22 protein-coding genes are annotated in these 21,902 nt (G+C 66.2%); 14 read left to right on the top strand and 8 right to left on the bottom strand.

The features are described from left to right. Positions 1-44: 44 nt before the first annotated feature. Positions 45-1,355 (bottom strand): TIGR03808 family TAT-translocated repetitive protein, encoded by a 1,311-nt coding sequence (locus tag C5689_RS01055; RefSeq protein ID WP_108915407.1) that lies wholly within the window; start codon positions 1,353-1,355, stop codon positions 45-47. A 529-nt stretch (positions 1,356-1,884) separates the two neighbouring features. Between C5689_RS01055 and C5689_RS01060 the strand changes: the two genes are divergently transcribed. The 4 genes from C5689_RS01060 to mutS all read left to right on the top strand — a co-directional run bounded on the left by C5689_RS01060 (position 1,885) and on the right by mutS (position 7,219). Continuing rightward, positions 1,885-2,430: a DUF4274 domain-containing protein gene (locus C5689_RS01060; RefSeq protein ID WP_158271724.1), complete on the top strand. Its 546-nt coding sequence runs from the start codon at positions 1,885-1,887 to the stop codon at positions 2,428-2,430. Further along, complete coding sequence (locus tag C5689_RS01065) at positions 2,381-2,884, top strand: GIY-YIG nuclease family protein (protein ID WP_108915409.1); 504 nt, start codon at positions 2,381-2,383, stop codon at positions 2,882-2,884. The genes C5689_RS01060 and C5689_RS01065 overlap by 50 nt, the downstream gene beginning before the upstream one ends. A 28-nt stretch (positions 2,885-2,912) precedes the next feature. Next, entirely contained in the window at positions 2,913-4,403 is a 1,491-nt protein-coding gene (hisS, locus tag C5689_RS01070; RefSeq protein ID WP_108915410.1) for a histidine--tRNA ligase, read from the top strand. Between the two features lie 143 nt (positions 4,404-4,546). Next, complete coding sequence (gene mutS, locus C5689_RS01075; protein WP_108915606.1) at positions 4,547-7,219, top strand: DNA mismatch repair protein MutS; 2,673 nt, start codon at positions 4,547-4,549, stop codon at positions 7,217-7,219. A 3-nt stretch (positions 7,220-7,222) separates the two neighbouring features. Here the strand turns inward: mutS and C5689_RS01080 are convergent, their stop codons facing one another. Both C5689_RS01080 and C5689_RS01085 read right to left on the bottom strand, forming a co-directional pair. Continuing rightward, positions 7,223-7,519 (bottom strand): hypothetical protein, encoded by a 297-nt coding sequence (locus C5689_RS01080; protein ID WP_146188293.1) that lies wholly within the window; start codon positions 7,517-7,519, stop codon positions 7,223-7,225. A gap of 115 nt (positions 7,520-7,634) precedes the next feature. Next, positions 7,635-7,910 carry a TonB-dependent receptor plug domain-containing protein gene (locus C5689_RS01085; RefSeq protein ID WP_108915412.1) on the bottom strand — a complete coding sequence of 92 codons (276 nt, stop codon included), beginning with the start codon at positions 7,908-7,910 and terminating at the stop codon, positions 7,635-7,637. 200 nt (positions 7,911-8,110) lie between these two features. Here C5689_RS01085 and C5689_RS01090 point away from each other — a divergent pair, with 200 nt between their 5' ends. Together C5689_RS01090 and C5689_RS01095 are read left to right on the top strand one after the other, a co-directional pair. Continuing rightward, positions 8,111-9,886 carry an acyl-CoA dehydrogenase family protein gene (locus C5689_RS01090; RefSeq protein ID WP_108915413.1) on the top strand — a complete coding sequence of 592 codons (1,776 nt, stop codon included), beginning with the start codon at positions 8,111-8,113 and terminating at the stop codon, positions 9,884-9,886. 16 nt (positions 9,887-9,902) lie between these two features. Then, positions 9,903-10,664 carry an enoyl-CoA hydratase-related protein gene (locus tag C5689_RS01095; RefSeq protein ID WP_167398669.1) on the top strand — a complete coding sequence of 254 codons (762 nt, stop codon included), beginning with the start codon at positions 9,903-9,905 and terminating at the stop codon, positions 10,662-10,664. Positions 10,665-10,726: 62 nt separating this feature from the next. Here the strand turns inward: C5689_RS01095 and C5689_RS01100 are convergent, their stop codons facing one another. Next, the gene (locus C5689_RS01100; RefSeq protein WP_108915414.1) at positions 10,727-11,221 is read right to left on the bottom strand and encodes a hypothetical protein; all 495 of its coding nucleotides are present in this window, start codon (positions 11,219-11,221) and stop codon (positions 10,727-10,729) included. Positions 11,222-11,359: 138 nt separating this feature from the next. Here C5689_RS01100 and C5689_RS01105 point away from each other — a divergent pair, with 138 nt between their 5' ends. From C5689_RS01105 to C5689_RS01120, 4 genes are all read left to right on the top strand, one after another. Then, on the top strand, positions 11,360-12,067 hold the full coding sequence (locus tag C5689_RS01105; RefSeq protein ID WP_108915415.1) for an SOS response-associated peptidase: 708 nt from the start codon (positions 11,360-11,362) through the stop codon (positions 12,065-12,067). Between the two features lie 141 nt (positions 12,068-12,208). After that, positions 12,209-13,153: a peptidoglycan-binding domain-containing protein gene (locus C5689_RS01110; protein WP_206605348.1), complete on the top strand. Its 945-nt coding sequence runs from the start codon at positions 12,209-12,211 to the stop codon at positions 13,151-13,153. A 325-nt stretch (positions 13,154-13,478) separates the two neighbouring features. Beyond that, a complete protein-coding gene (locus C5689_RS01115; protein WP_167398670.1) occupies positions 13,479-13,976 on the top strand; it encodes a GNAT family N-acetyltransferase in 498 nt (165 codons plus the stop codon). A gap of 44 nt (positions 13,977-14,020) precedes the next feature. Continuing rightward, the gene (locus C5689_RS01120; RefSeq protein ID WP_108915416.1) at positions 14,021-15,835 is read left to right on the top strand and encodes an aminopeptidase P family protein; all 1,815 of its coding nucleotides are present in this window, start codon (positions 14,021-14,023) and stop codon (positions 15,833-15,835) included. 10 nt (positions 15,836-15,845) lie between these two features. On the opposite strand, the gene truA is transcribed toward C5689_RS01120, so the two are convergent. From truA to def, 3 genes are read right to left on the bottom strand one after another with little or no spacing between them, the layout of a single operon-like run. After that, positions 15,846-16,646, bottom strand: coding sequence for a tRNA pseudouridine(38-40) synthase TruA (gene truA / locus C5689_RS01125; protein ID WP_244594523.1), 801 nt, complete (start codon positions 16,644-16,646; stop codon positions 15,846-15,848). A 2-nt stretch (positions 16,647-16,648) separates the two neighbouring features. Next, positions 16,649-17,578 carry a methionyl-tRNA formyltransferase gene (gene fmt, locus C5689_RS01130; protein WP_108915417.1) on the bottom strand — a complete coding sequence of 310 codons (930 nt, stop codon included), beginning with the start codon at positions 17,576-17,578 and terminating at the stop codon, positions 16,649-16,651. A 7-nt stretch (positions 17,579-17,585) separates the two neighbouring features. Beyond that, the gene (def, locus tag C5689_RS01135; protein ID WP_108915418.1) at positions 17,586-18,131 is read right to left on the bottom strand and encodes a peptide deformylase; all 546 of its coding nucleotides are present in this window, start codon (positions 18,129-18,131) and stop codon (positions 17,586-17,588) included. Positions 18,132-18,461: 330 nt separating this feature from the next. On the opposite strand from def, the gene C5689_RS01140 reads away from it, so the two are divergent. The 4 genes from C5689_RS01140 (at position 18,462) to C5689_RS01155 (ending at position 21,420) form a co-directional block, all read left to right on the top strand. After that, positions 18,462-19,175 (top strand): hypothetical protein, encoded by a 714-nt coding sequence (locus tag C5689_RS01140; RefSeq protein WP_244594524.1) that lies wholly within the window; start codon positions 18,462-18,464, stop codon positions 19,173-19,175. Continuing rightward, entirely contained in the window at positions 19,172-19,591 is a 420-nt protein-coding gene (locus tag C5689_RS01145; RefSeq protein WP_108915419.1) for a PIN-like domain-containing protein, read from the top strand. Before C5689_RS01140 ends, C5689_RS01145 begins: the two co-directional genes overlap by 4 nt. 135 nt (positions 19,592-19,726) lie before the next feature. Then, entirely contained in the window at positions 19,727-20,287 is a 561-nt protein-coding gene (locus C5689_RS01150; RefSeq protein WP_108915612.1) for a LemA family protein, read from the top strand. Positions 20,288-20,310: 23 nt separating this feature from the next. Further along, complete coding sequence (locus tag C5689_RS01155) at positions 20,311-21,420, top strand: M48 family metallopeptidase (protein ID WP_108915420.1); 1,110 nt, start codon at positions 20,311-20,313, stop codon at positions 21,418-21,420. Positions 21,421-21,434: 14 nt separating this feature from the next. Here C5689_RS01155 and C5689_RS01160 read toward each other — a convergent pair whose 3' ends face one another. Continuing rightward, a complete protein-coding gene (locus tag C5689_RS01160; RefSeq protein ID WP_108915421.1) occupies positions 21,435-21,668 on the bottom strand; it encodes a hypothetical protein in 234 nt (77 codons plus the stop codon). Positions 21,669-21,902: the final 234 nt, after the last annotated feature.

A 21,902-nucleotide genomic window follows, 5' to 3' on the forward strand; every position in this document is an offset into this window, starting at 1 on the left:
CGGGTCAGGCCCGCCATTCTGCGCCAGAGAGTGTTGACGCAATGTTAAGTTTCGAGCTCATTGCCCTCGATCGTCAATCGCGGATATTTGGCCGCCGCGCCCGGCCGGGCGACGTCGCCCGGCTGAATATCCTGACCCGCTATCGCCGCGATCGCCGCCTTTTTCGCGCCGATGATCTTATTGCGGGCAATGACCGCCGGGCCGACGCCCTCGCCGATCTGAAAGGTCACGCCATAATCATTGTCGACGAGGCGATTGCCCTCGACGCGTATGTTCTGGCGATAGCCGCCGCAGCGCACGCCCATCCAGCCGCCGATGACCGTATTACCGGCGATCTCGACATTGCTCTCCGCCTCTATGCCGGTGAGCCAGCTCATAATCGGACCGAACTCGTCATCGGGATGCGTCTCGTGCAGGCCGGTGATCCGATTGCCGGTGACGAAGCCGATATCCGTGCCGCGCTCGGCGTTGGCGAGCGCTATTCCGGCGCCGGCGTCGTCGATCTTATTGTCGCGGAAGCTCGCGCGCTTGGCGCCGAACTCCGCATACATGGCGCGCTCGCCGAAGCCGGAGCAATCATTGCCGACGACCTCGACGTCATGGCCCGCATTGTTGCGCACCGCCGTATAGGCGCAGCGGCGAATGACATTCTTTTCCACGCGCACGAAGCCGGAGCCCCATATGCCGACGCCATTGCCATAGGCGCCGTCGCCGCCGGAGAGATTGCGAATATCGACGATCTCATTGTTGCGGATGCGCGAGCCCTCGTAGCGCCCGGCCGAGGTCGTCCACACCTGCACGCCATTGTCGCCGCAACGGCGCACCTTGTTATTGTCTATGTCGACGCCGAGCCCGTCGAGCGAGAAATAGCCGGCGTCGCGCACATCCTCGACGATGTTCTGCGCGAAGCGCCCGCCGCAGCGCAGCAGATTGACGCCCTTTCCGCCCGAGCGGCGGATCGTGCAGCCATGGATCGCGAGCTTCGGTATGTCGGCGAGATCGAGGAGCCCTTGTTTCGGATCGGCGAAACGACCGCCCGCGCCCTCGAAGCGCAAATTCTCGAGCGTCAGCGCCCCGAACGCGGCCGCGCGCAGCAGAGGGCCCGGCGGCCCGCTGGCCTGCAGAGTCGTCCCCGCGGCGGCGCCGAGAATGGCGATGTCGCTGTCGATCGTCAGCGAGCGAATGCGCAGCACGCCGGCCGGCAAGCGCAACACGCCTCCGCGGGCGGTCTCCGCCAGACGTCGCCGCAGCCAGTCCGTGGCGTCGGGCGCGGCGGCGTGAGCGCGCCGAAGCTGCGCGAGGCCCGCCAGAGCCGCGGCGCCATAATGGAAAAACTCTCGTCGGGTCGCTCGCATCGTCGCTAATTATAGAAGCGGACTCCGGCTCGGCGACGGAAACGCCCGAGCCCGGTTTGCCGGTTGTTTTTGCAGGAGACGCGCGCCAAATCGGGCATTCCGCCTAATTTATGTAGTTGCGTTACATAACGAGCCGCGGCATAAAGAGAGCGCCCAAACGGGTAATCGTCTTGCAAAGCACCAGTTAAGGTCCCGCCTCGACGACTTTGCGACTTGCGACATCGCTCGGCTCGTAGAGGCGGTTCTCCTTTCGATGACGCTCTTCCCTCCGGAGCGGGCCTCATCCGTCGAGGTCGGTCTTTGCGGTTCAGGTTCTCACGGTGTTGTCCAAACTCCCCGTTTCGCGCACGCGCGGGACGGGGAGCCCCTTTTCTATCGCGTTCTATCCCGAAAAACCGTCGCTCGGGAAGAGACATCGCGTGGTCGCACGCGAACCCGCCCGCAGAGCCTGTCGCCGCGTCGCCCTCTCGCCTGTCGAAACGAGCGGCCTGTGCTCGTCCATGTTTCGAGCCGATGGGGAGTCCTGCCGATGTTCGCGGTCGACGATCTTTTGCGACGCTGGGTCGAAGAGCGCGCCGCGAGCCCGGACCCCGGCGACGGCGAATATGCGCAATTCATCGCCGATTGGCTGCCGCTCGCCTCGAGCGACGACTGGCACAGAATGATTCTCGGCCATAATCGCGAACTCGGCGACGCGCCCTTGTTCTGGATCATGCGGCAGCCGCGCTGCGAGAAAGCGACCGCGCTCGGGATTTTCTACCTCGCCCGGCCGGGCCTGCTGATCGCCCATGACGGCGATCGCAGCCGCGTTCCCGAGCGGCTGAAACGCGCCTTCGATTTGATCGGCGAAATCCGAATGCGCTATGTCAACGGCTTCTATCGGGAAGCGACGATCGGTTTCGACGCGGTCGAGGCCCTGCGCCGGGAGGCCCGCCTGCCGGCGCGCTTCGACCAGGGCGCGCTCGATCTCGTCATCCCGCCGGAAATGCGCATCTCGATCGTCGGACGAAAGCTCGGCCTGCATTATGGCGTCAGAAACGCTTTTCTTCGAGACGGCCCGCTCGGGGCGCGCTGAGCGCCCGCCGGCTCCCGACGATTCGTTTTCCGCGCTCGCTTTCATCCGCGCCGCATCGAAGGCGCCGGCCGCGCCCGGGGCCTATGCGCTGCTCATCGGGCTGACGCATCCGCTCGAGGCCAACGCAGGACGCCGCGCGGCGACGCTCGCGCCGGGGCTCTACCTCTATTGCGGCTCCGCCAAAGGGCCGGGCGGGCTCCGCGCCCGGCTCGGCCGGCATATGCGGCAGGGCAAGCGGCGCCGCTGGCATATCGACCAGCTGACCGAGGCGGGCGAATCGCTCGGCGCCTGGATCACTGAGGCGAAGGGCGAATGCGATCTCGTCGCGGCGCTCGCTGCGCTGCCGGTTCCGCTCGAAGGATTCGGCAGCTCGGACTGCCCGCATTGCCGCAGCCATCTGCTGTTCTGGCCCATGGGCGAAGCCCCGGCTTTCCTCGCCGCGCAAAAATGCTAGGAAGAGCGCCGAAAAGGCGCATCAACCAATGTCAGACGAAAAAAAATCCAAGATAGAGGCGCGTTCCCCGCGCGGCCTCGCCGACCGCGACGCCGCCGAGCTGGCCGCGACCGGCCGCATGATCGACGTCATCCGCTCCGTCTATGAGCTCTACGGCTTCGAGGCGCTGGAAACCCCGGCGATCGAATATACCGACGCGCTGGGAAAATTCCTGCCGGACCAGGACCGCCCCAATGAGGGCGTGTTCTCCTTTCAGGACGACGACGAGCAATGGCTGTCGCTGCGCTACGACCTCACCGCGCCGCTGGCCCGCTATGTCGCGCAGAATTTCGATCGGCTTCCGAAGCCGTTCCGGTCCTATCGCTTCGGCAATGTCTATCGAAACGAGAAGCCGGGGCCGGGGCGCTTCCGCCAATTCATGCAATTCGACGCCGATACGGTGGGCGCGGCCTCGCCGGCCGCCGACGCCGAAATCTGCATGATGGCCGCCGACACGCTGGAGCGGCTGGGCATTCCGCGCGGCGATTACGTCATCAAGATCAACAGCCGCAAGGTGCTGGACGGGGTGATGAAGGCCATCGGCCTCGAGGGCGACGAGAATGCCGGCCGCCGCCTCACCGTGCTGCGCGCCATCGACAAGATGGACCGCCTCGGCCCCGAGGGCGTCCGCCTGCTGCTCGGCCCCGGCCGCAAGGACGAGAGCGGCGACTTCACCAAAGGCGCCGGCCTCGCCGATGACGCCGTGGCGACGATCCTCTCCTTCACGCTCGGCGGGCAATATAAAGACGGCGAGCCGCGCTTCGGCCTGTTCGAGCTGCTCGGCCGCAGCAACGTCGGCGCGGAAGGCGCCGAGGAATTGCTCGAGATTGAGGATCTCGTCCGTGACGCCGGCTTCGGCCCGGACCGCATCCGCATCGATCCCTCCATCGTGCGCGGGCTCGAATATTACACGGGGCCGGTGTTCGAGGCCGACCTCACTTTCGAGACCAAGGACGAGAAGGGCCATCCGGTGCGCTTCGGCTCGGTCGGCGGCGGCGGGCGCTATGACGGGCTCATCGGCCGTTTCCGTTCGGAGAGCACGCCGGCGACCGGATTTTCCATCGGCGTCTCGCGCCTCTATGCGGCGCTGAAGCTGGTCGGCAGCCCGGTCGTCTCGGCCGTGACGCGGCTCGGCCCGGTCGTCGTGCTGGCGCTCGACCGCGACCATATCGCCGATTATCAGCGCATGGTCGCCGCTCTGCGCAACGCCGGCGTTTCGGCGGAGCTCTATCTCGGCTCCTCCGGCATGAAGGCGCAGATGAAATACGCCGATAAGCGCAACAGCCCGGCCGTGGTGATCCAAGGCTCGGACGAGCGCGCCAAGGGCGAGGTGCAGATCAAGGATTTGATCGAGGGCGCGCGCGCGAGCGCCGCAATCTCAACCAATGAGGAATGGAAATCCGCCCGGCCGGCGCAATTCTCCGCGCCGGAGAGCGAGCTGGTGGGAGAGATCAAAGCGCTGCTGGCGCGCCAGGGATAGCGCGCTTCTTTCTCTCGCCCGGAAACGCCGAAGGCGCTCGGGCGTTCACCCGAACGCCCCGCCCAGCGCCGCGCGCTCCCTTTGAACTTCCTGCCCTTTGTGTCTTAGTGAGACGCGAACCGAAAAAGAGCATGAAGCGTCTCATGGACGAGAAACCGCGATCCGACGACAAGGCCGCCCGGCCGACGCCGATGATGGCGCAATATATAGAGATCAAATCGGCCAATCCCGATTGCCTGCTCTTCTATCGCATGGGCGATTTCTACGAGCTGTTCTTCGAGGACGCCGAGACCGCCTCGCGCGCGCTCGGCATCATGCTCACCAAACGCGGCAAGCATCAGGGCGCCGATATCCCCATGTGCGGCGTGCCGGTGGAGCGCGCCGATGATTATCTGCAAAAGCTCATCTCGCTCGGCCATCGCGTCGCCGTCTGCGAGCAGATGGAAGACCCCGCCGAGGCGCGCAAGCGCGGCAATAAATCCGTCGTCAGACGCGACGTCGTGCGGCTCGTCACGCCCGGCACCATCACCGAGGAGCAACTGCTCGATCCAGCGCGCCCCAACGCCTTCGCGGCGCTTTCGCGGCTGCGCGCCTGCGATGGAGGCTGGCGCTATGGGCTCGCCTGCGTCGATATTTCCACCGGCGCCTTCGATGTCGCGGAGGTCGGCGAGGCGGAGCTGGCCGGCGAATTGGCGCGGCTGGAGCCGCGCGAGATCGTCGCGGCGGAAGCGATCTGCGCCGATGCGCGGCTCACATCGCAGCTCGCGCATCTCGACGCGCCGCTGACCGCGCTCGGACGCGATGTCGGCGGCGAGAGCGCCACGCGGCGATTGCTCGATTTCTTCGGCGTCGCGACGTTAGAGGGTTTCGGCGCGCTCGGTGAGGCGGAGATCGCGGCGGCGGCCGCGGCCATTCTCTATGTCGAGCGCACGCAAAAGGGAAAGCGCCCCGCATTACGCCGTCCCTCGAGCCTGCGCCGCAGCGCGACTCTGGAGATAGACGCGGCGACGCGCGTCAATCTCGAGCTGACGCGCACGCTGAAGGGCGAGCGCGACGGCTCGCTGCTGGCGACGATCGACATGACCGCGACGCCCGCCGGCGCGCGCCTGCTCGCCGAGCGCATCGCCGCGCCCTCCACCGAGCCGGAACTGATCGCGCAGCGGCTCGACGCCGTCTCCTTCTTTGTCACCGCGCCGGAGCTGCGCGCGCGGCTGCGCGCCATTCTCGCCCGCGCGCCGGATGTGGCGCGGGCGCTCTCGCGTCTGTCCTTGCAGCGCGGCGGCCCGCGCGATCTCGGCAATATTCGCGCGGCGCTCGCCGCCGCGCGCGAGATCGTCGCGCTCTTTTCCGCGCAGGAAGCGGCGTCGCTGGTCGCGCAGGAGATCGCCGAGCTGGCCGTCTCGGACGGCGAATTGGAGCGCGCCATTGCGACGCGCCTCGCCGACGATCCGCCGCTCGACAAGCGCGCGGGAAACTTCATCGCGCAGGGCTTCGACGCCGAGCTGGACGAAGCGCGCGCGCTGCGCGACGAGAGCCGCCGCGTCATCGCGAGCCTGCAGCAGCGCTATGTCGAGCTGGCCGAGACCAAGCAGCTCAAGATCAAGCACAACAACTTTCTCGGCTTCTTCATCGAGGTTCCGCAGGCGCAGGGCGAGAGGCTGCTGCGTCCGCCTTTCGACGCGGTGTTCACCCATCGCCAGACGATGCAGGACGCCATGCGCTTCTCGACGCGCGAGCTCGCCGAGCTGGAGGCGAAGATCGCCTCCGCCGCCGATCGCGCGCAAGAGCGCGAGCTGGCGCTGTTCGAGGAACTCGCGGGCGCGGTTCTCGCACGCGCGCAAGAGCTGCAACGTCTCGCGCAGGGCTTCGCCGCGCTCGACGTCTTCGCGGCGCTCGGCGAGCTGGCGACAAAACGCGATTGGACGCGCCCGCATGTCGATTCTTCGCTCGATTTCGAGATTATCGGCGGGCGTCATCCCGTCGTCGAAGCCTCGCTGGAAGCGCAGGGAAAAATCTTCGCCGCCAATGATTGCGATCTCGGCGACGCGCGCGCCGGAAAAATCGCCGTCGTCACCGGGCCGAACATGGCCGGCAAATCCACCTATCTGCGCCAAAACGCGCTGATCGCCATTCTCGCGCAGGCGGGCTCCTTCGTGCCGGCCAAGAGCGCGCGGCTCGGCGCGGTCGATCGCTTGTTCTCGCGCGTCGGCGCGGCGGATGATCTCGCGCGCGGGCGCTCCACCTTCATGGTGGAGATGGTGGAGACGGCGGCCATATTGAATTGCGCCGGCCCGCGCTCGCTGGTCATTCTCGACGAGATCGGCCGCGGGACGGCGACATTCGACGGCCTCTCCATCGCCTGGGCGACGATCGAGCATCTGCACGAGATCAATCGCGCGCGCGCGCTGTTCGCGACGCATTTCCACGAGCTGACGCAATTGACGAAGCGCATGGGGCGGCTCGTCAATCTCACCATGAAGGTGAAAGATCACGCCGGCGAGGTGGTCTTCCTGCACGAAGTGGCGAAAGGCGCGGCCGATCGTTCTTACGGCGTGCATGTCGCCGAGCTGGCCGGGCTTCCGGCGAGCGTGGTGGCGCGCGCGCACGCCATTCTCGCCGAGCTGGAGGCGGCCGATCGGCGCGCGCCGGTCGAAAAGCTCATCGACGATCTGCCGCTCTTCGCGCGCGCGGCGCAGGCGGCTCCGCCGAAGGACGCGCTGCGCGAGACGCTGGCGGCGATCGATCCCGATGCGCTGACGCCGCGCGAGGCGCTCGCCGCGCTCTATGAGCTGAAGGCGAAGGCCGCGCGCGCGTGAAGGTCAATTCGAATAGGCTGCGTAGGCCGCATTGGCCTGAGAGGTCGTCGAGGCGCTGTCGAGCTTCGCGCCGCCGAGCGTGAGATCGCGCAAGCTCGCGAGCAGAGCGTCGATCTGCGCATAAGGGTCGGAGCCGGCCTCGGCGTCGGCGCGCGACGAATTCTGCGCGCGCTGCGCGTCGACCGCCGCGACATCGGGGGTCGACGGCCGGCGCTCGACGCTCGGCACGGTGGGCACGGTCGGCAGGCTGTAGGAGGAGATGCTGGAAAGCGCCAATGACACGGTATTGTCCTCGATCACGATGTTCTCGTGAGCCAGTCCTACCGCGATTGTTTTAACCCGAGCGCCGGGAAGCGCGCGCAAATCGATGTGCGCCGTAAAGCCTTCGTTCACCATGCCGAGGCGCGGCCGCCGCTCAGCGCCCCATCGACTGAACGCCGGGGACGAAGCGCAGCGCCTCGCCGATCGTCGTCGCCTGAATATCGTCCATGAATTTGCGCGACACGACGGTGACGCTGCCGGGAATTTCCATCACAGGGCGCTTCTCGCCGCCGGGACCCGTGACATGAGGGACGTAATAGCCGTCTTCCGCGGGCCGTGCGGGCGCTTTCGCCTTCGGAGCGGAGCCGGCCTGCGCGGCGGTCGCGATCAGCGCCGATGCGACGGCGGCGAGAATTCGAACATGAGTCAAGACGCTTCTCCGCGCTCGAGCGAGCCTGCAGCTCACATAACGAGTAGACGCCGGTTCGGCGTGGCGAACAAGAGTTTTCAGCACGCCCGCGCAGCGCGCCGAAGCTCCTCCGACATGGGATTTTCGAAATCGCGCGCCTTGGTGGAATAGCGCGGCGGCGGCGCTAGAATGACGGAACGATTCTCTTTGGGAGCCCGCCCATGCCGTATCGCGCGCCAATCGACGATCTGCTCTTCGCCATGCGGCGGGCGGCGGGCGAGGCCGCCTTCGCGCCCGGCGGGCTCTATGCCGATCTCGACGCGGCGACCGCCGCGGCGACGCTCGAGGAGGCCGCCAAATTCGCCGAGAATGCGCTGGCGCCGCTCGATCACGTCGGCGACCGCGACGGGGTGAACTTTTCGGTCGGAACGGTGACGACCGCGCCCGGCTGGCGCGAGGCCTATTCGCTCTGGGTGGAAGGCGGCTGGAACGCGCTTTCCGCGCCGCCCGGTCATGGCGGCATGGGGCTGCCGCTGCTGCTCGCCGCCGCCTGCACGGAGATTTGGAACGCCGCCAATATTTCCTTCGCGCTCTGCCCGCTGCTCGGCCAGGGCGCGATAGAGGCGATGGAGATTCATGCGAGCGAGGCGCTGAAATCCGCCTATCTGCCGAAGATGATCTCGGGCGAATGGCCGGCGACGATGAATCTCACCGAGCCCCAGGCGGGCTCCGATCTCGCCCATTTGCGCACGCGCGCCGAGCGCGCCGGGGATGGCTCCTATCGTCTGTTCGGCCAGAAGATTTTCATCACCTATGGCGAGCACGACCTGTCCGAGAACATCATTCATCTGGTTCTGGCGCGGCTGCCCGACGCGCCCGCCGGCACGCGCGGAATTTCCTTGTTTTTAGCGCCCAAATTCCTGCCGGGGCCGGATGGGCGTCCCGGCGCGCGCAACGATGTCCGCTGCGTCGGGATCGAGCGCAAGCTCGGCATTCACGGCTCGCCGACCTGCACGATGTCCTATGGCGACACTGGCGGCGCGATCGCTTTTCTCGTCGGCCGCGAGAATGAGGGCCTCGCCTGCATGTTCGCCATGATGAACAATGCGCGGCTCTCGGTCGGCCTGCAGGGCGTCGGCCTCGCCGAGCGGGCGACGCAGACGGCGCTGGCCTATGCGCGCGAGCGCCGCCAGGGCCGCGGCCCCTCCGGTGATCCGGCGCCCATCGTCGAGCATCCGGACGTCGTCCGAATGCTGCTGACGATGAAGGCGCAGACCGCCGCGGCGCGGGGGATCTGCTATCTCACGGCCGCCTCGCTGGATCGCGCCCGGCGGCTCGAAGGGGCGCAGGCGCAGGCGGCGCAGGAGCGCGCCGGCCTGCTGACGCCGCTCGCCAAGGCCTATTCCACCGACATAGGCTGCGAGGTCGCCTCGCTCGGCATTCAGATCCACGGCGGCATGGGCTTCATAGAGGAGACCGGCGCCGCGCAATTGCTGCGCGACGCGCGCATCACGCCTATCTATGAGGGGACCAACGGGATTCAGGCGATCGATCTCGTCACCCGCAAGCTGCGCCTCTCCAAAGGCGCCGCCGTCTGGCGGGAGATCGACGATATGCGCGACGACATAGACGCGATGGCGGCGAGCAATGACGCGCTCTTCGTCGCAATGTCCCGGCGCGCCGCGGCGGCGGTCGACGCTTTCGAGCGGGCGACCGACTTTCTGTCGGCGACGCCCGATCCGCGCGGGCCGGAGACGCTCGCCGGAGCGACCCCCTATCTGCGGCTCTTCGCGCTCGCGCGCGGCGTCACCCTGCTCGGGGCCGGAGCGCTCGCCGCGCGGCGCGCCGGCGACACCGCAGCGCAGAACCGGATCGTCACGGCGCGCTTCTTCGCCGATAATCTCGCCGTGGCGGCGGAGGGGCTGGAGCGCGCCATCATCGACGGCGGCGACTCCGTCGGCGCCGGGCTGGCGCTGCTGTCGTCCGGCGGCGATTGAGACGAGAGAGACGTTCATGCAGAACCGCGAGCTGATCGTGAGCCGGGACGGCCCGCTGATGCGGATCGTCATCGACCGGCCGGCCAAGCGCAACGCGCTCAGCCGGCCCATGTACGAGGCGATGATCGCGGCCTTCGCCAAGGCCGATGCGGATGAGGAGATTCGCGCCATCGTGCTGTCGAGCGCGGGCGATGATTTCACCGCCGGCAATGATCTCGAGGATTTCCGGCGCCCGCTGGACAATGTGCAGGAATTCTCGGCGCTGCGTTTCGTCCGCGCGCTCGCGGCGTTGCAGACGCCCATCGTCGCCGCAGTGGTCGGCGACGCGGTCGGCGTCGGCGTCACCATGCTGTTCCATTGCGATCTCGTCTACGCCTCGCATGGCGCGCGCTTCAAAATGCCTTTCGTCGATCTCGGCGTGATCCCGGAAGCGGCGTCGACCCTGCTGGTCCCGCAGCGCATCGGCCACGTCAAGGCCACGGAATTCATGCTGCTGTGCGAGAGCTTCGGAGCGAGCGAGGCGCTGCGTCTCGGCGTCGTCAATGCGGTCGCCGGCTTCGACGAGGTGGAGGAGATGGCGCTCGACGCCGCCCGCCGGCTCGCCGCCAAGCCGCGCGCGGCGCTCGCCGCGACGAGGCGGCTGCTGCGCGGCGATGCGGCGACGATCGCCGCCCGCATAGAGGAGGAGGCCGCTCTGTTCGCGGCGGCGTTGACGACGCGGGAAACCCGCGCCCGGCTCGAGGCCTTTTTCGCCGGCGTGAAGGACGGCGAGCTATAGAGCGCTTTCGAGCGAAGCGGGGCCCGGCTCGCGTGAAGAAAGCACGCGACCGAGCGACAGGCTCAGTCGTCCGACAATCTGGCGTAGTTCACGAGACGCGACGCCTTGAACAATATGGCGCGCATCTTCTCGCCGGCGCGGGCGCAGGTTCCGGCCAGCCGATCCAAATTCTGCGGCGCGCCGGAGCGATATTGCAGGCGCACGGCGGCGACGCTGGCGACGGCGATCGTGTCGAGCTCGGCGACATAGGCTTCGAAGCGACGCTTGAAGTCCGGGCTCACTTTCTCATAGGCTGCGAGCGCCGAATGACGGCCGGGCAGCTGCGAGCGCTCGAAATATTCCTTGTAAGTCACCGGCCGCCAGGCCAGCAGATCGTCGATGAGCTCGGGCATGTGCGGAAGCTGCTCGAGCATCATGACCAGCTCGTTGAACAGGTTGAGATAGTCGTTGGCCAGCCCGGAGACCGGGCTGATCAGCGGCTTGGTGGCGGAAAAGTGATTCGGCGCCCGAGAGCCGTCGACTTGATCGAGCGTCGCGAATTGCGCGTCAGCCGTCATAGGAAATCCCGATATGTTGGCGCTCAATATGAGCCCGAATTGATAAGAATCTCTTTCCAGATCGCCGACGCGATAGGGAGAATGCGCGCGATTTCCGCAGTTTCGCGGCGCCGCACAACAAGGGAGCGCGAGGACGTCATGTGCGGGCGATACGCCATCACCCTGCCGCCGCAGGCGGCGCGCGATTACTTCGGCTATGTCGATCAGCCGAATTTTCCGCCGCGCTACAATATCGCGCCGACGCAGCCCGTCCCCATTGTGCGGCAGGAGCGCGACCTGCGCGGCGGCGAGGCGCGACGCTTTCAGCTCGTTCGCTGGGGCTTTCTGCCGGGCTTCGTGAAAGACCCGGCGAGCTTTCCGCTCATCGTCAACGCCCGCGCCGAGAGCGCGCCGGAAAAGCCCAGCTTTCGCGCCGCGATGAAACGGCGCCGCTGTCTCTTCATCGCCGACGCCTATTACGAATGGCGGCGCGAGGGAGCGAAAGGACGCGCCCGCGCGAGCCGGCCCTATCTCTTTCGCCACGCCGATGGAACGCCGCTGGCGCTCGCCGGCCTCTATGAGACATGGATCGGCAAGGACGGCAGCGAGCTCGACACCGCCTGCATTCTCACCGTCTCCGCCAATGGCGCGACAGTCGCCATTCACGACCGTATGCCGGCCATTCTCGCGCCGAAGGACTTCGATCTCTGGCTCGGCCTCGACGAATATGCGGCCGAGGCGGCCTGGCGCCTGCTGGTCCCGGCGCCGGAAGACGCGCTCGAATTTTTCGAGATCGGCCCGGACGTCAACAAGGCCTCCAATGACGGGCCCTGGATTCAAGCGCCGCGCGCCGACCTACTCGCCTGACAGAGGCGAGCCGGGACAAGCGGGCGGAGGCAGCCGCGAGAAAAAAGGCGACAGGAAAAAACCTTGGCGGCGCGGCGGTGAATGATAAGACTCTTCGCCGTCGCTGTTTCGACATGAGATTTTCTCGAAGGGAGTTTGTAAATGCGCATCGGTATGCGCGCCGCCTTCGCGGCGCTCGGGATCGTCCTGACTTCGTCCATCGGCTCTGCGAGCCTCGCCGGCCCCTATAATCCCGTCGCCCAGGCGGCGCAGTCGAAACTCGCCGCCCAGGGCTTCGATCCGGGAACGCTGGACGGCGTCGTCGGGACCAAGACCACCGCCGCGATCGCCGCCTTTCAGCAGAAGTCCGGCCTGCCGCAGAGCGGCGCGCTCGATCCGGCGACGCTGGAGAAGCTCGGGATCGGCGTCTCCGCATCGAAGCCCGTCGCCGATTGGATCGCCGTTCCGACGCAGGAGGAGATCGACAAGCTCGTTTCCGCCAAGAATGATCCGGCGCGGGCCTACAGCAATTATCAGCCCAACGCCGCGGCGGCCGGCCTCTCGCTGCCGGGCGCGGCGATCCTCGCGGCGATGAATCAGAGCGCCGACATCTACGGCAGCCGCCGCGCCGGCGAGCCCAAGCATACGGACCAGGGCTATCAATATACGGCCGACTGTCTCAAGACCAATTACGCGCCGACCGACTGGTCGGATATAACGATCCATTATTATTGCCAAATGTCCAAGCCGCGCGCCTGCTACACATATGCGCTGTCCGGCAGATCGACGCCCGCGGGCCTCAAATATCAGCGTCCTGCGGCCTATCGCGGCTGCGCGGCGGGCACGCTGAAGGAAGCCGCCGATTTCATCGCCTTCGTGCCGAAGACGCAGCCGCTGGTCTTCCAATATGTGATGTTCGGCCAGACCCACGCTTTCGATCACGAGCAGGAGCAGGCGATCATCAACGCCTTCTATGGCGTGACGAATCCGGCCGACAAGGCGGAATGCAAGGCCAAGCGCCCGCGCCGCACCGAGGATCCGACCGACGGCACGCACTGTCTCGTGAGCAAGATCATGACGCCGCGCCTCGCCGGCAAAGGCGATTGACGGACGAAAAAGAGCGAGCTTTCGGGCTCGCTCTTTGGAAACGCTTCGGTTCCGTCGGCAGATCGCTGGTCTTCGCCGCGAAACCCCACCCCGTGCGGCTATCGCCGGCCGACCCTCCCCTTTACGAGCGTTTCCAGCCGAAGTGGACGCCGGTTCGGCGTTGGAACACGGAAAGTCTAGCGCGCATTCCGATCGAACGGAATCGTTCGATCGATCAGAATTCGCTCCAACGAAAGAAAGCCGAAGCGCAGGAAGCGGCTTCAATTCGCACATCGGCGCGCGCCTTGCTACGCGAGATACGACGAAGGAGGATGCGACCGCGACCATGGCGCTGACGATCCGACGACTCACGACCGCCGACGCCGCCGAGTTCCACGCTCTGCGACAGGAGGGATTTCGCCTGCACGAGCGGGAGTTTCGCTTCGCGCCCGAGGATGAGGCGCATCTTACGCTCGCGGAGGTCGCGGCGCGGCTGGCGCGCGATTTCGCCGTCGGCGCTTTCGAGGGCGAAAGCCTCGAGGGCGTCGCCGGGCTCGCGGGCTTCGCCGGCGTCAAGACGAAGCACAAGGCGCTGCTCTGGGGCATGTATCTGCGCGCGCGCCACAGAGGCGCAGGCGGCGCCGACGCGCTCATGGCCGCGCTGATGGAACATGCGCGCGGAACCTATGAGATCGTCACGCTGACCGTGATGCGCGACAATGAAAGAGCGCGGCGCTTCTACGAGCGTTGGGGATTTGCGATCTATGGCGTCGAGCCGGCGTCGGTGAAGACGGCGGAGGGCGCCTATCTCGATGAAGCGCTGATGGCGTTGCGGTTCGATTGAGCCGGCATATTGCCGCAGAGCGGGGAAGGGCATAGGTTCGAGACATGTTCGAGAGCAGATTCCAGAGCTTCGCCGACGACGCCTGCGGGCAGGACAGCGCGGAGCGACTCGCGGCCTTGCGCGCAGAGCTCGCGCGCCGCCGCATCGACGGCTTCATCGCCCCCCGCGCCGACGAGCATCAGAACGAATATGTGCCGAAATCGGCGGAGCGGCTCGCCTGGCTGACCGGCTTCACCGGCTCGGCCGGCGTCGTCGTCGTGCTGGCCGACAAAGCGGCGCTCTTCGTCGACGGGCGCTATACGCTGCAAGCGCCCGAGCAGGTCGATACGAAACGCGTCGCCGTCTTCGACATTTCGCAAAAGGCGCCCGCGCGCTGGCTCGCCGAGACGGCGAAGCAGGGCGCGCGCATCGGCTATGATCCCTGGGTGCACACGCCGGCGCAGATCGAACGCTACGCCAAAGCATTGGAGAGCAAGGACGTCACGCTCGTTCCGCTCGACAGCAATCCGATCGACGCTGTTTGGACCGATCGGCCGGAGCCGCCGCGAGGCGCCGTAACGCTCTATCCGCCGCGCCTCGCCGGCGTCGCGGCCAAGACGAAGATCGCGCGCGTGCGCAAGGCGCTCGGCGAGGCCGATGCGCTGCTGATCTCCGATCCCCATGCGCTCGCATGGCTGTTCAATCTGCGCGGCGCCGATGTCGCGCATACGCCGATCGCGCTCGCTTTCGCCGTCCTTCCCAAGGAGGGCAAGCCGCTACTCTATGTCGATCCCGCCAAGCTCTCGGCCAAGACGAGGAGCAGCCTCGAAGGCCTCGCAGATATTTATGAGCCGGCCGATGTCGTCGAGGATATCTCCGACGCCGGCGCGCGCGGCATGACGATCCTGTTCGACTCCGCCACCGCGCCGGCGAAGCTCGTCGAGCTCTTCCGCGCCCAAGGCGGCAAGCCCAAGCTCGGCGAGGATCCGATCGCGCTGCTCAAAGCGGTCAAGAACGACATAGAGCTCGATGGCGCGCGCGCCGCCCATTTGCGCGACGGCGTCGCGCTGACGCGCTTTCTCTCCTGGTTCGCGGAGACGGCGCCCAAAGGAAAGCTCACGGAAATCTCCGCCGCCCAGGCGCTCGAGACCTTCCGTCGCGAGAGCGGCGAGCTGCGCGATCTCTCCTTTCCCACCATCTCCGCCTTCGGTCCGCACGCCGCCATTCCGCATTATCGCGTGACCGAAGCGAGCGATCTGCGCATCTCGCGCGGCTGCTATCTCGTCGATTCCGGCGCGCAATATCTCGACGGCACCACCGATGTGACGCGCACCATCGGCGTCGGCCGGCCGTCGAAGCAATTGCGCGAGCATTTCACCCGCGTGCTGCAAGGCCATATCGGCGTCGCCCGCGCGGTGTTTCCCGCGGGCGTCAGCGGCGCGCAGCTCGACGCTTTCGCGCGCCGCAGCCTGTGGGAGGCGGGGCTCGATTTCGACCATGGCACCGGCCATGGCGTCGGCGCCTATCTCTCGGTGCACGAGGGGCCGCAGCGCATATCGAAACTCGGCTCGACGCCCTTGCAGCCGGGCATGATCCTCTCCGACGAGCCGGGATATTATCGCGCCGGCGAATATGGCATTCGCCTCGAGAATCTGATCGTCGTCGAGAAGCGGGAGATCGAAGGCGCCGAGCGCGAGATGCTCGGCTTCGAGACGCTCACCCTCGCGCCTTTCGATCTCGCCCTCGTCGAGCCGAAGCTTTTGAGCCTCGAGGAGACGCGCTGGCTCAACGCCTATCACGCGCGGGTGCGCGCGGAATTGTCGCCGCATCTCGACGCAAAGACGCGCAAATGGCTGGCGCAGGCGACGAGACGATTGTGAGCGTCCGCCGTCAATAATCGACGGCGACGAGATAGAGCCCATGCGGCGGGGCGACCTGTCCGCAGCGGGTCCTGTCCCGCGCCTCGAGCGCCGCGCGCAAATCGTCGGCGCTCCATTTGCCGGAGCCGACATGCTCCAGCGAGCCAGCCAGCGAGCGCACCTGATTGTGCAGGAACGACCGCGCGCAAGTGACGATTTCGATGATGTCGCCGTCGCGACGCACATCGAGCCGCTCCAGCGTCCGCACCGGCGAATTGGCCTGACATTCGGTCGAGCGGAATGTCGTGAAATCATGCCGGCCGACCAGCGCCTGCGCCGCCGCGTGCATGGCCTCCGCATCGATCGGCCGCTTCACATGCCAGGCGCGGCCGCGCTGCAAGGTCAGCGGCGCGCGGCGATTGTCGATCACATAGCGATAATGCCGGCGGATCGCCGAGAAGCGCGCCTCGAAAGTCTGCGCGACACGGCGCGTTTCCAGCACGGCGATCGGCGACGGCCGCAGATGCGCATTGAGCGCGTCGCGCAGCCGATCCTCGCGCCATTCGCGCGAAAGATCGACATGGCCGACCTGCCCCAGCGCATGAACGCCGGCGTCGGTGCGCCCCGCCCCATGCACCACACGCCGTGCGCCGGCCTCCAGCGCCGAAACCGCCTCCTCGAGCCGCTGCTGCACGGAGACGCCATTCTCCTGCCGCTGCCAGCCGACGAAGGGCGAGCCGTCATATTCTATAGTGAGAGCGTAGCGGAATGTCGCGCGTTCACCCTCCCCTTCAGGGGGAGGTGGGGAACCCGCCTCTATTGTGGCCGTCATTGTTACGTCGCCAGCGTCATGCCCGGCGCGAGCGGGCGGCCGCGCAGAAATTCGCCTATGGCCATGGGCGCCTTGCCGCCGCGCTGCACCTCGACGAGCCGAACGGCGCCCTCCCCACAGGCGATGAGGCCCTTGTCGTCGAGCGCCGCGCCGGGCGCGCCTTCGCCTGTCTCGAGCTTGGTCCGCAGCACTTTCACGCGCTCGACGCCATGGCCGAGATCGCTCTCGAAGAAAGCGCCCGGAAAGGGCGAGAGCCCGCGCACGAGATTGTGAATCTCACGCGCCGGGCGCCGCCAGTCGATGCGGCTCTCGCTCTTGTCGATCTTTTGCGCATAGGTCACGCCTTCTTCGGCCTGGGGCGCGAAGGAGAGGCCGTCCTCCGAGAGATCACGCAGCGATTTGGCCATCAGCTCGGCGCCGGCGGCGGCGAGGGCGTCATGCAATTCGCCCGTCGTCATATCCTCGCCGATGGCGATGCGCGCCGTCGCGGCGACGGGGCCGGTGTCGAGCCCGGCCTCCATCTTCATCACCATCACGCCCGTCTCGGCGTCTCCGGCCATCACCGCGCGCTGGATCGGCGCCGCTCCGCGCCAGCGCGGCAGCAGGGAGCCATGCAGATTGAGGCAGCCGAAACGCGGCGCGTCCAGCGCCGCCTGCGGCAGAATGAGCCCATAGGCGGCGACCACCGCCACATCGACGCGAAGATCGGCGAAAGCGCCGATGGTCTCGGCGTTCTTGAAGCTCTTGGGCGTGAAGACGGGGATGGCGAGCGTCTCGGCCAGCCGATGCACGGGCGAGAGCTTCAGCTCCATGCCGCGGCCGGCCGGGGCCGGCGCGCGCGTGTAGACGGCCGCGACCTCATGGCCGTCGGCGACGATTCTCTGGAGCAGAGGCGCGGCGAAATCGGGCGTGCCCATGAAGACGACGCGCATGAGGGCGTTACGCCTCGACCTTGTCGGCGACGGGAGCGACGGGAGCAGCGCGCGCGGCGGCCTTGGCGAATTTCTTCACCACGCGCTCGCGCTTCAGCCGGGAGAGATGGTCGATGAAGAGCCCGCCCTCGAGATGGTCGATCTCGTGCTGGAGCACGGTGGCGAGCAGCCCGTCGGCCTCGATCTCCTGCGTCGCGCCCATGCGGTCGAGATAGCGCACGCGCACGCGCGCCGGGCGCTGCACATCCTCGAAATAATCGGGGACCGAGAGGCAGCCCTCCTGATAGACGAACAGCTCCTCGGAGGCCCAGACGATCTCGGGATTGATGAAGAACATGGGATTCTTCGGCTCGTCGCCGCGCGTCGCGTCGGCGACCACGATGCGCTTGGGCACGGCGATCTGGATCGCCGCCAAGCCCACGCCAGGGGCCTCGTACATCGTCTCGAGCATGTCGTCGAGCAGAAGCTGAAGCTCGCCGTCGAAGGTCGCGACCGGCTCGGAAACGAGCCGCAGCCGCGGATCGGGCAGGGTGATGATGGGACGAATGGCCATTGCTGTCGCGCCTGAAGTCTCGCGGTCGAGGGTTTCTCGGTCGAAATAGGGATGCGCGCCGTCTCCGTCAAATGGACGCCGGCGCGGCTTTGTCGCAGATTATATTCCGCTTCGCTCCGCAATGTAAGCGCGATCGGGCGGAGCGCCGACAGCCGAGCGGCAGAGCCTGGAGGCGCCGTGTTCTGCTCCACTAGGCGGCTGAATTTCCTCGTTTTCTCGAGGGTTGCAGATAGGGTCGTCGGAACCCGGTCCTCTTATCGACCGAACGATCCTCTTTGATGAGCGCTCTAGCCGAGGATTTTGTTGACAGCGCGTCATCGCGCTGAATCTATGACGGCGCAGGAGGCGCTCATGGAAAATCTCATAGGCGTGGGGTTGTACACCCCGGCGGAGGCGGGCCGGCTCCTCGCGATCGCTCCTGGAAAGCTGGCGCGGTGGCTGCGCGGCCATCGCGTCGGCGAGCATGAATATGCTCCGCTTTGGAAATCGCAAATCGACCTCGACAATGGCCACGTCTATTTGGGATTTCGCGATCTCATGGAAGCACGAATTGCCGACAAGTTCATGCGTTGCGGAGTCTCGTCCCGACGCGTGCGCGCGGCGATCCAGATCGCGCGCGAAATCATCGGCGATGAGCGGCCGCTGTCGACCGATCGATTTCGGACAGACGGTCGAGACATTTTTCTGCGCGTCGCCGAAACCGACGAGCATGGGGAAGAGCGCGAAGGATTGTTGAACCTGTTCCGGCGTCAATACGAGTTCAAGCAGATCATCGAGCCATTGCTGAAGTCGGTCGATTTCGATGATAAAGGGGCGCCTTTCCAATGGTGGCCGGCCGGGCGTCGTACGAGCATCGTCGTCGATCCAGGGAGGTCGTTCGGCCAGCCGATCGATGCTTCGACGAGCGTGCCGACCGCAGTCTTGGCCGTCGCGGCAAATCGAGAGGGGGTCGAGACGGCCGCCTCGGCGTTTGACGTCCCCGAGACCTCGGTCAGACGCGCCGTCGAGTTCGAGGCCGAGCTAGAGCGGCGGCTCGCCGCGTGAAGGTGCTGTTCGACAACTGTACAGCGCCGGTCATGGCGTCGACTTTAGACGGCTTTGTTTCATCATTTGGACATCGCGCATTTCATATGAAAGACGCGCCGGGGTTGCCCAATGGCCGCCATGCCTCCGATTTCGAATGGATCGACTATCTGCGGAAAAGTCCCGACGCATGGATGTTCGTATCGGGAGACGGCCGCATCCTGAAAAATGCGGCCGAACGCGCTGCGCTTCGCTCGGCCGGTCTTCACGGCTTCGTTCTCGCGCCCGCATATCAGAAGACGCCGCTGCATCAGGTCGCGGCCACGATCGTCTGGAAATGGCCTGAAATCGAGGCGGTCACAAAATTGATCGCACCGCCTTCCATGCATGAGATTCCGATCGGCAAGAATGTCAGGCTTCGATCTTTGCCCCTTTGAGGCGTTCGCCAGATTTACGCTCGACAGGTGGGTCCCGCTCCATTGTGCGTCGGCGCACTTTCGCGGGTCGTGAAAGCCGGATACGACTTGCGCATTCCGCCGCTGGCGTGCGGCGGGAAGATCAAGGAGCCCCAAATGACCGCTCTCGTCCTTCTCGGCGTATTGGCCCTCGCCGTCCTCTGGCTCGTCGGCTCCTACAATAGCCTGGTGACGTTGCGGCAGCGCTGCCGCCAGGCTTTCTCGGACATAGACGTGCAGCTCAAGCAGCGTCACGATCTCATCCCCAATCTGGTGGAGACGGTGAAGGGCTACGCCGCCCATGAGCGCGGCACGCTCGAGGAGCTCGTCGCCGCCCGCAACGAGGCTGTCGCCGCGCAGGGGCCGCAGGCGCAGGCCGCCGCCGAGAGCGCGCTCAATGGCGTGCTCGGCCGGCTGTTCGCCCTCGCCGAGAATTATCCAGATCTGAAAGCCAATCAGAACTTTCAGCAGCTGCAGAGCGAGCTGTCCGACGTGGAGAACAAGATCGCCGCGTCGCGGCGCTTCTTCAACAATGCCTCCGCCGAATATAATGCGGCCCGCGAGAGCGTCCCCGCCGCCTTCTACGCCGCGTCCTTCGGCTTTGCGCCGCAGGAGTTCTTCAATCTCGAGGATGGCGAGCGCAAGGCCGTCCGAGAGATTCCCAAAGTGCAGTTCTGAACCTCCCTCAACACGCTGGGCCCATGTTCCACGCTTATGGCCTCTACACTCATATCCGAGCCAATCGGCTGCGCTCGCTGCTGCTGCTCGCGGGATTCGTCGTCCTGCTGCTGGCGCTGATGTTCGCCGTGGCGCTTCTCTTCGAGGCGTCGGAGGATACAACGCTGCCGCAGATCATGGCGCGCGCGCTGCGCGATCTCGAGCAGGGCTGGCCGATCGCTTTCGGCGCCGCCGGGCTGTGGTTCGCCATCGCCTATGTCTTTCATCAAAAACTCATCGACATGGCGACCGGCGCCGCCGATGTGACGCGCGAGGACGCTCCGCGCCTCTATAATCTCTTGGAAAATCTCTGCATCTCGCGCGGCATTGCGACGCCGGCGTTGAAGATCATCGAGGATGGGGCGCTCAACGCCTATGCCTCCGGCGTGAGCGAGGGCCATTACGCCGTCACCGTCACGCGCGGCCTTCTCGACCATTTGGACGACGTCGAGATCGAGGCGGTGATCGGCCATGAGCTGACCCATATTCGCAATCGCGACGTTCAGCTGATGGTGGTGGCCGCGGTTTTCGTCGGCATATTCGCCTTCGTCGGCGATCTCGTCATTCGCAATTGGGGCTTTGGTTTCTCGCCCAGACGCACGGCCGAGGAAGGCCGCGATCGCGGCGGCGCGAGCGGCGCCGGCCTCGCGATAATCATCGCTCTCGCCATCATCGCGCTGAGCTGGGGCCTCTCGGTGCTGATTCGCTTCGCCATCTCGCGCTCGCGCGAATTTCTCGCCGACGCGGGCTCTGTGGAGCTCACCAAAAATCCCGATGCGATGATCTCGGCGCTGCGCAAGATCGAGGCGAACGCCCTCATCCCCGACATGCCCTCGCGCATGGGCGCCTTCTTCATCGAGAGCCCGCGCAAGGCGCGCGCGCTGTTTTCGACGCATCCTTCCGTCGACGACCGCGTCGCCGCTCTGGTGCGCTACGCCGGCGGGCGCGACATGCCGAAACTGGAGCCGCCGCCGCCGATCGAGAATCACGGGCCATGGGACGCGCAGCCGGCGCCCGACGCGCCGGGCTTTCTGCCGCGCGACGGCCGCAGCCCGCTCGATCCGCCTTCCGCCTCGAACGGACCTTGGGGCTGAACGGCGGATAGGCGTCAGCCGCATCCCTGCTCGGCGACGAGGGCGAGCGAGGTCAGCGCCGAGACGCGCGGCGGCGCGTCGCGCCGCAGTTCCAGCGCCGCATTGCGCGCCGTCTCCGCCGATTGGAACAAGCGCCCTTCCAGCGGCCGAAACGATTGCTTCGCCGCATAGAAACGATAGCCGTTCGCGTCACGGGCGATGACGCCGACGGCCTCCTCGCCGAGCTCGATAATATAGGCGTCGGACATTTTCGGCCTCCTTCTCCGCGGCGCGCGCCCTCGAAAATCATTGCGGGCTTCGCTGCTTTCCGAGCACATAGGCTCCTGCGGATTGTTCGCTATGTCAAATAGTATGTTCTTTTAATAGAACACTTCCAAAAGAATAAACACGCTCCCGAACGGCGCTATGCAAAAACCTTTTCTCTCGGCCCGTCACGGCCTGGAGCCTTTATCAGGACCTCTTCGAATCGGGCGCGCCGATCG

It is taken from the genome of Methylosinus sporium (assembly GCF_003113265.1).
Classification (GTDB): domain Bacteria; phylum Pseudomonadota; class Alphaproteobacteria; order Rhizobiales; family Beijerinckiaceae; genus Methylosinus; species Methylosinus sporium.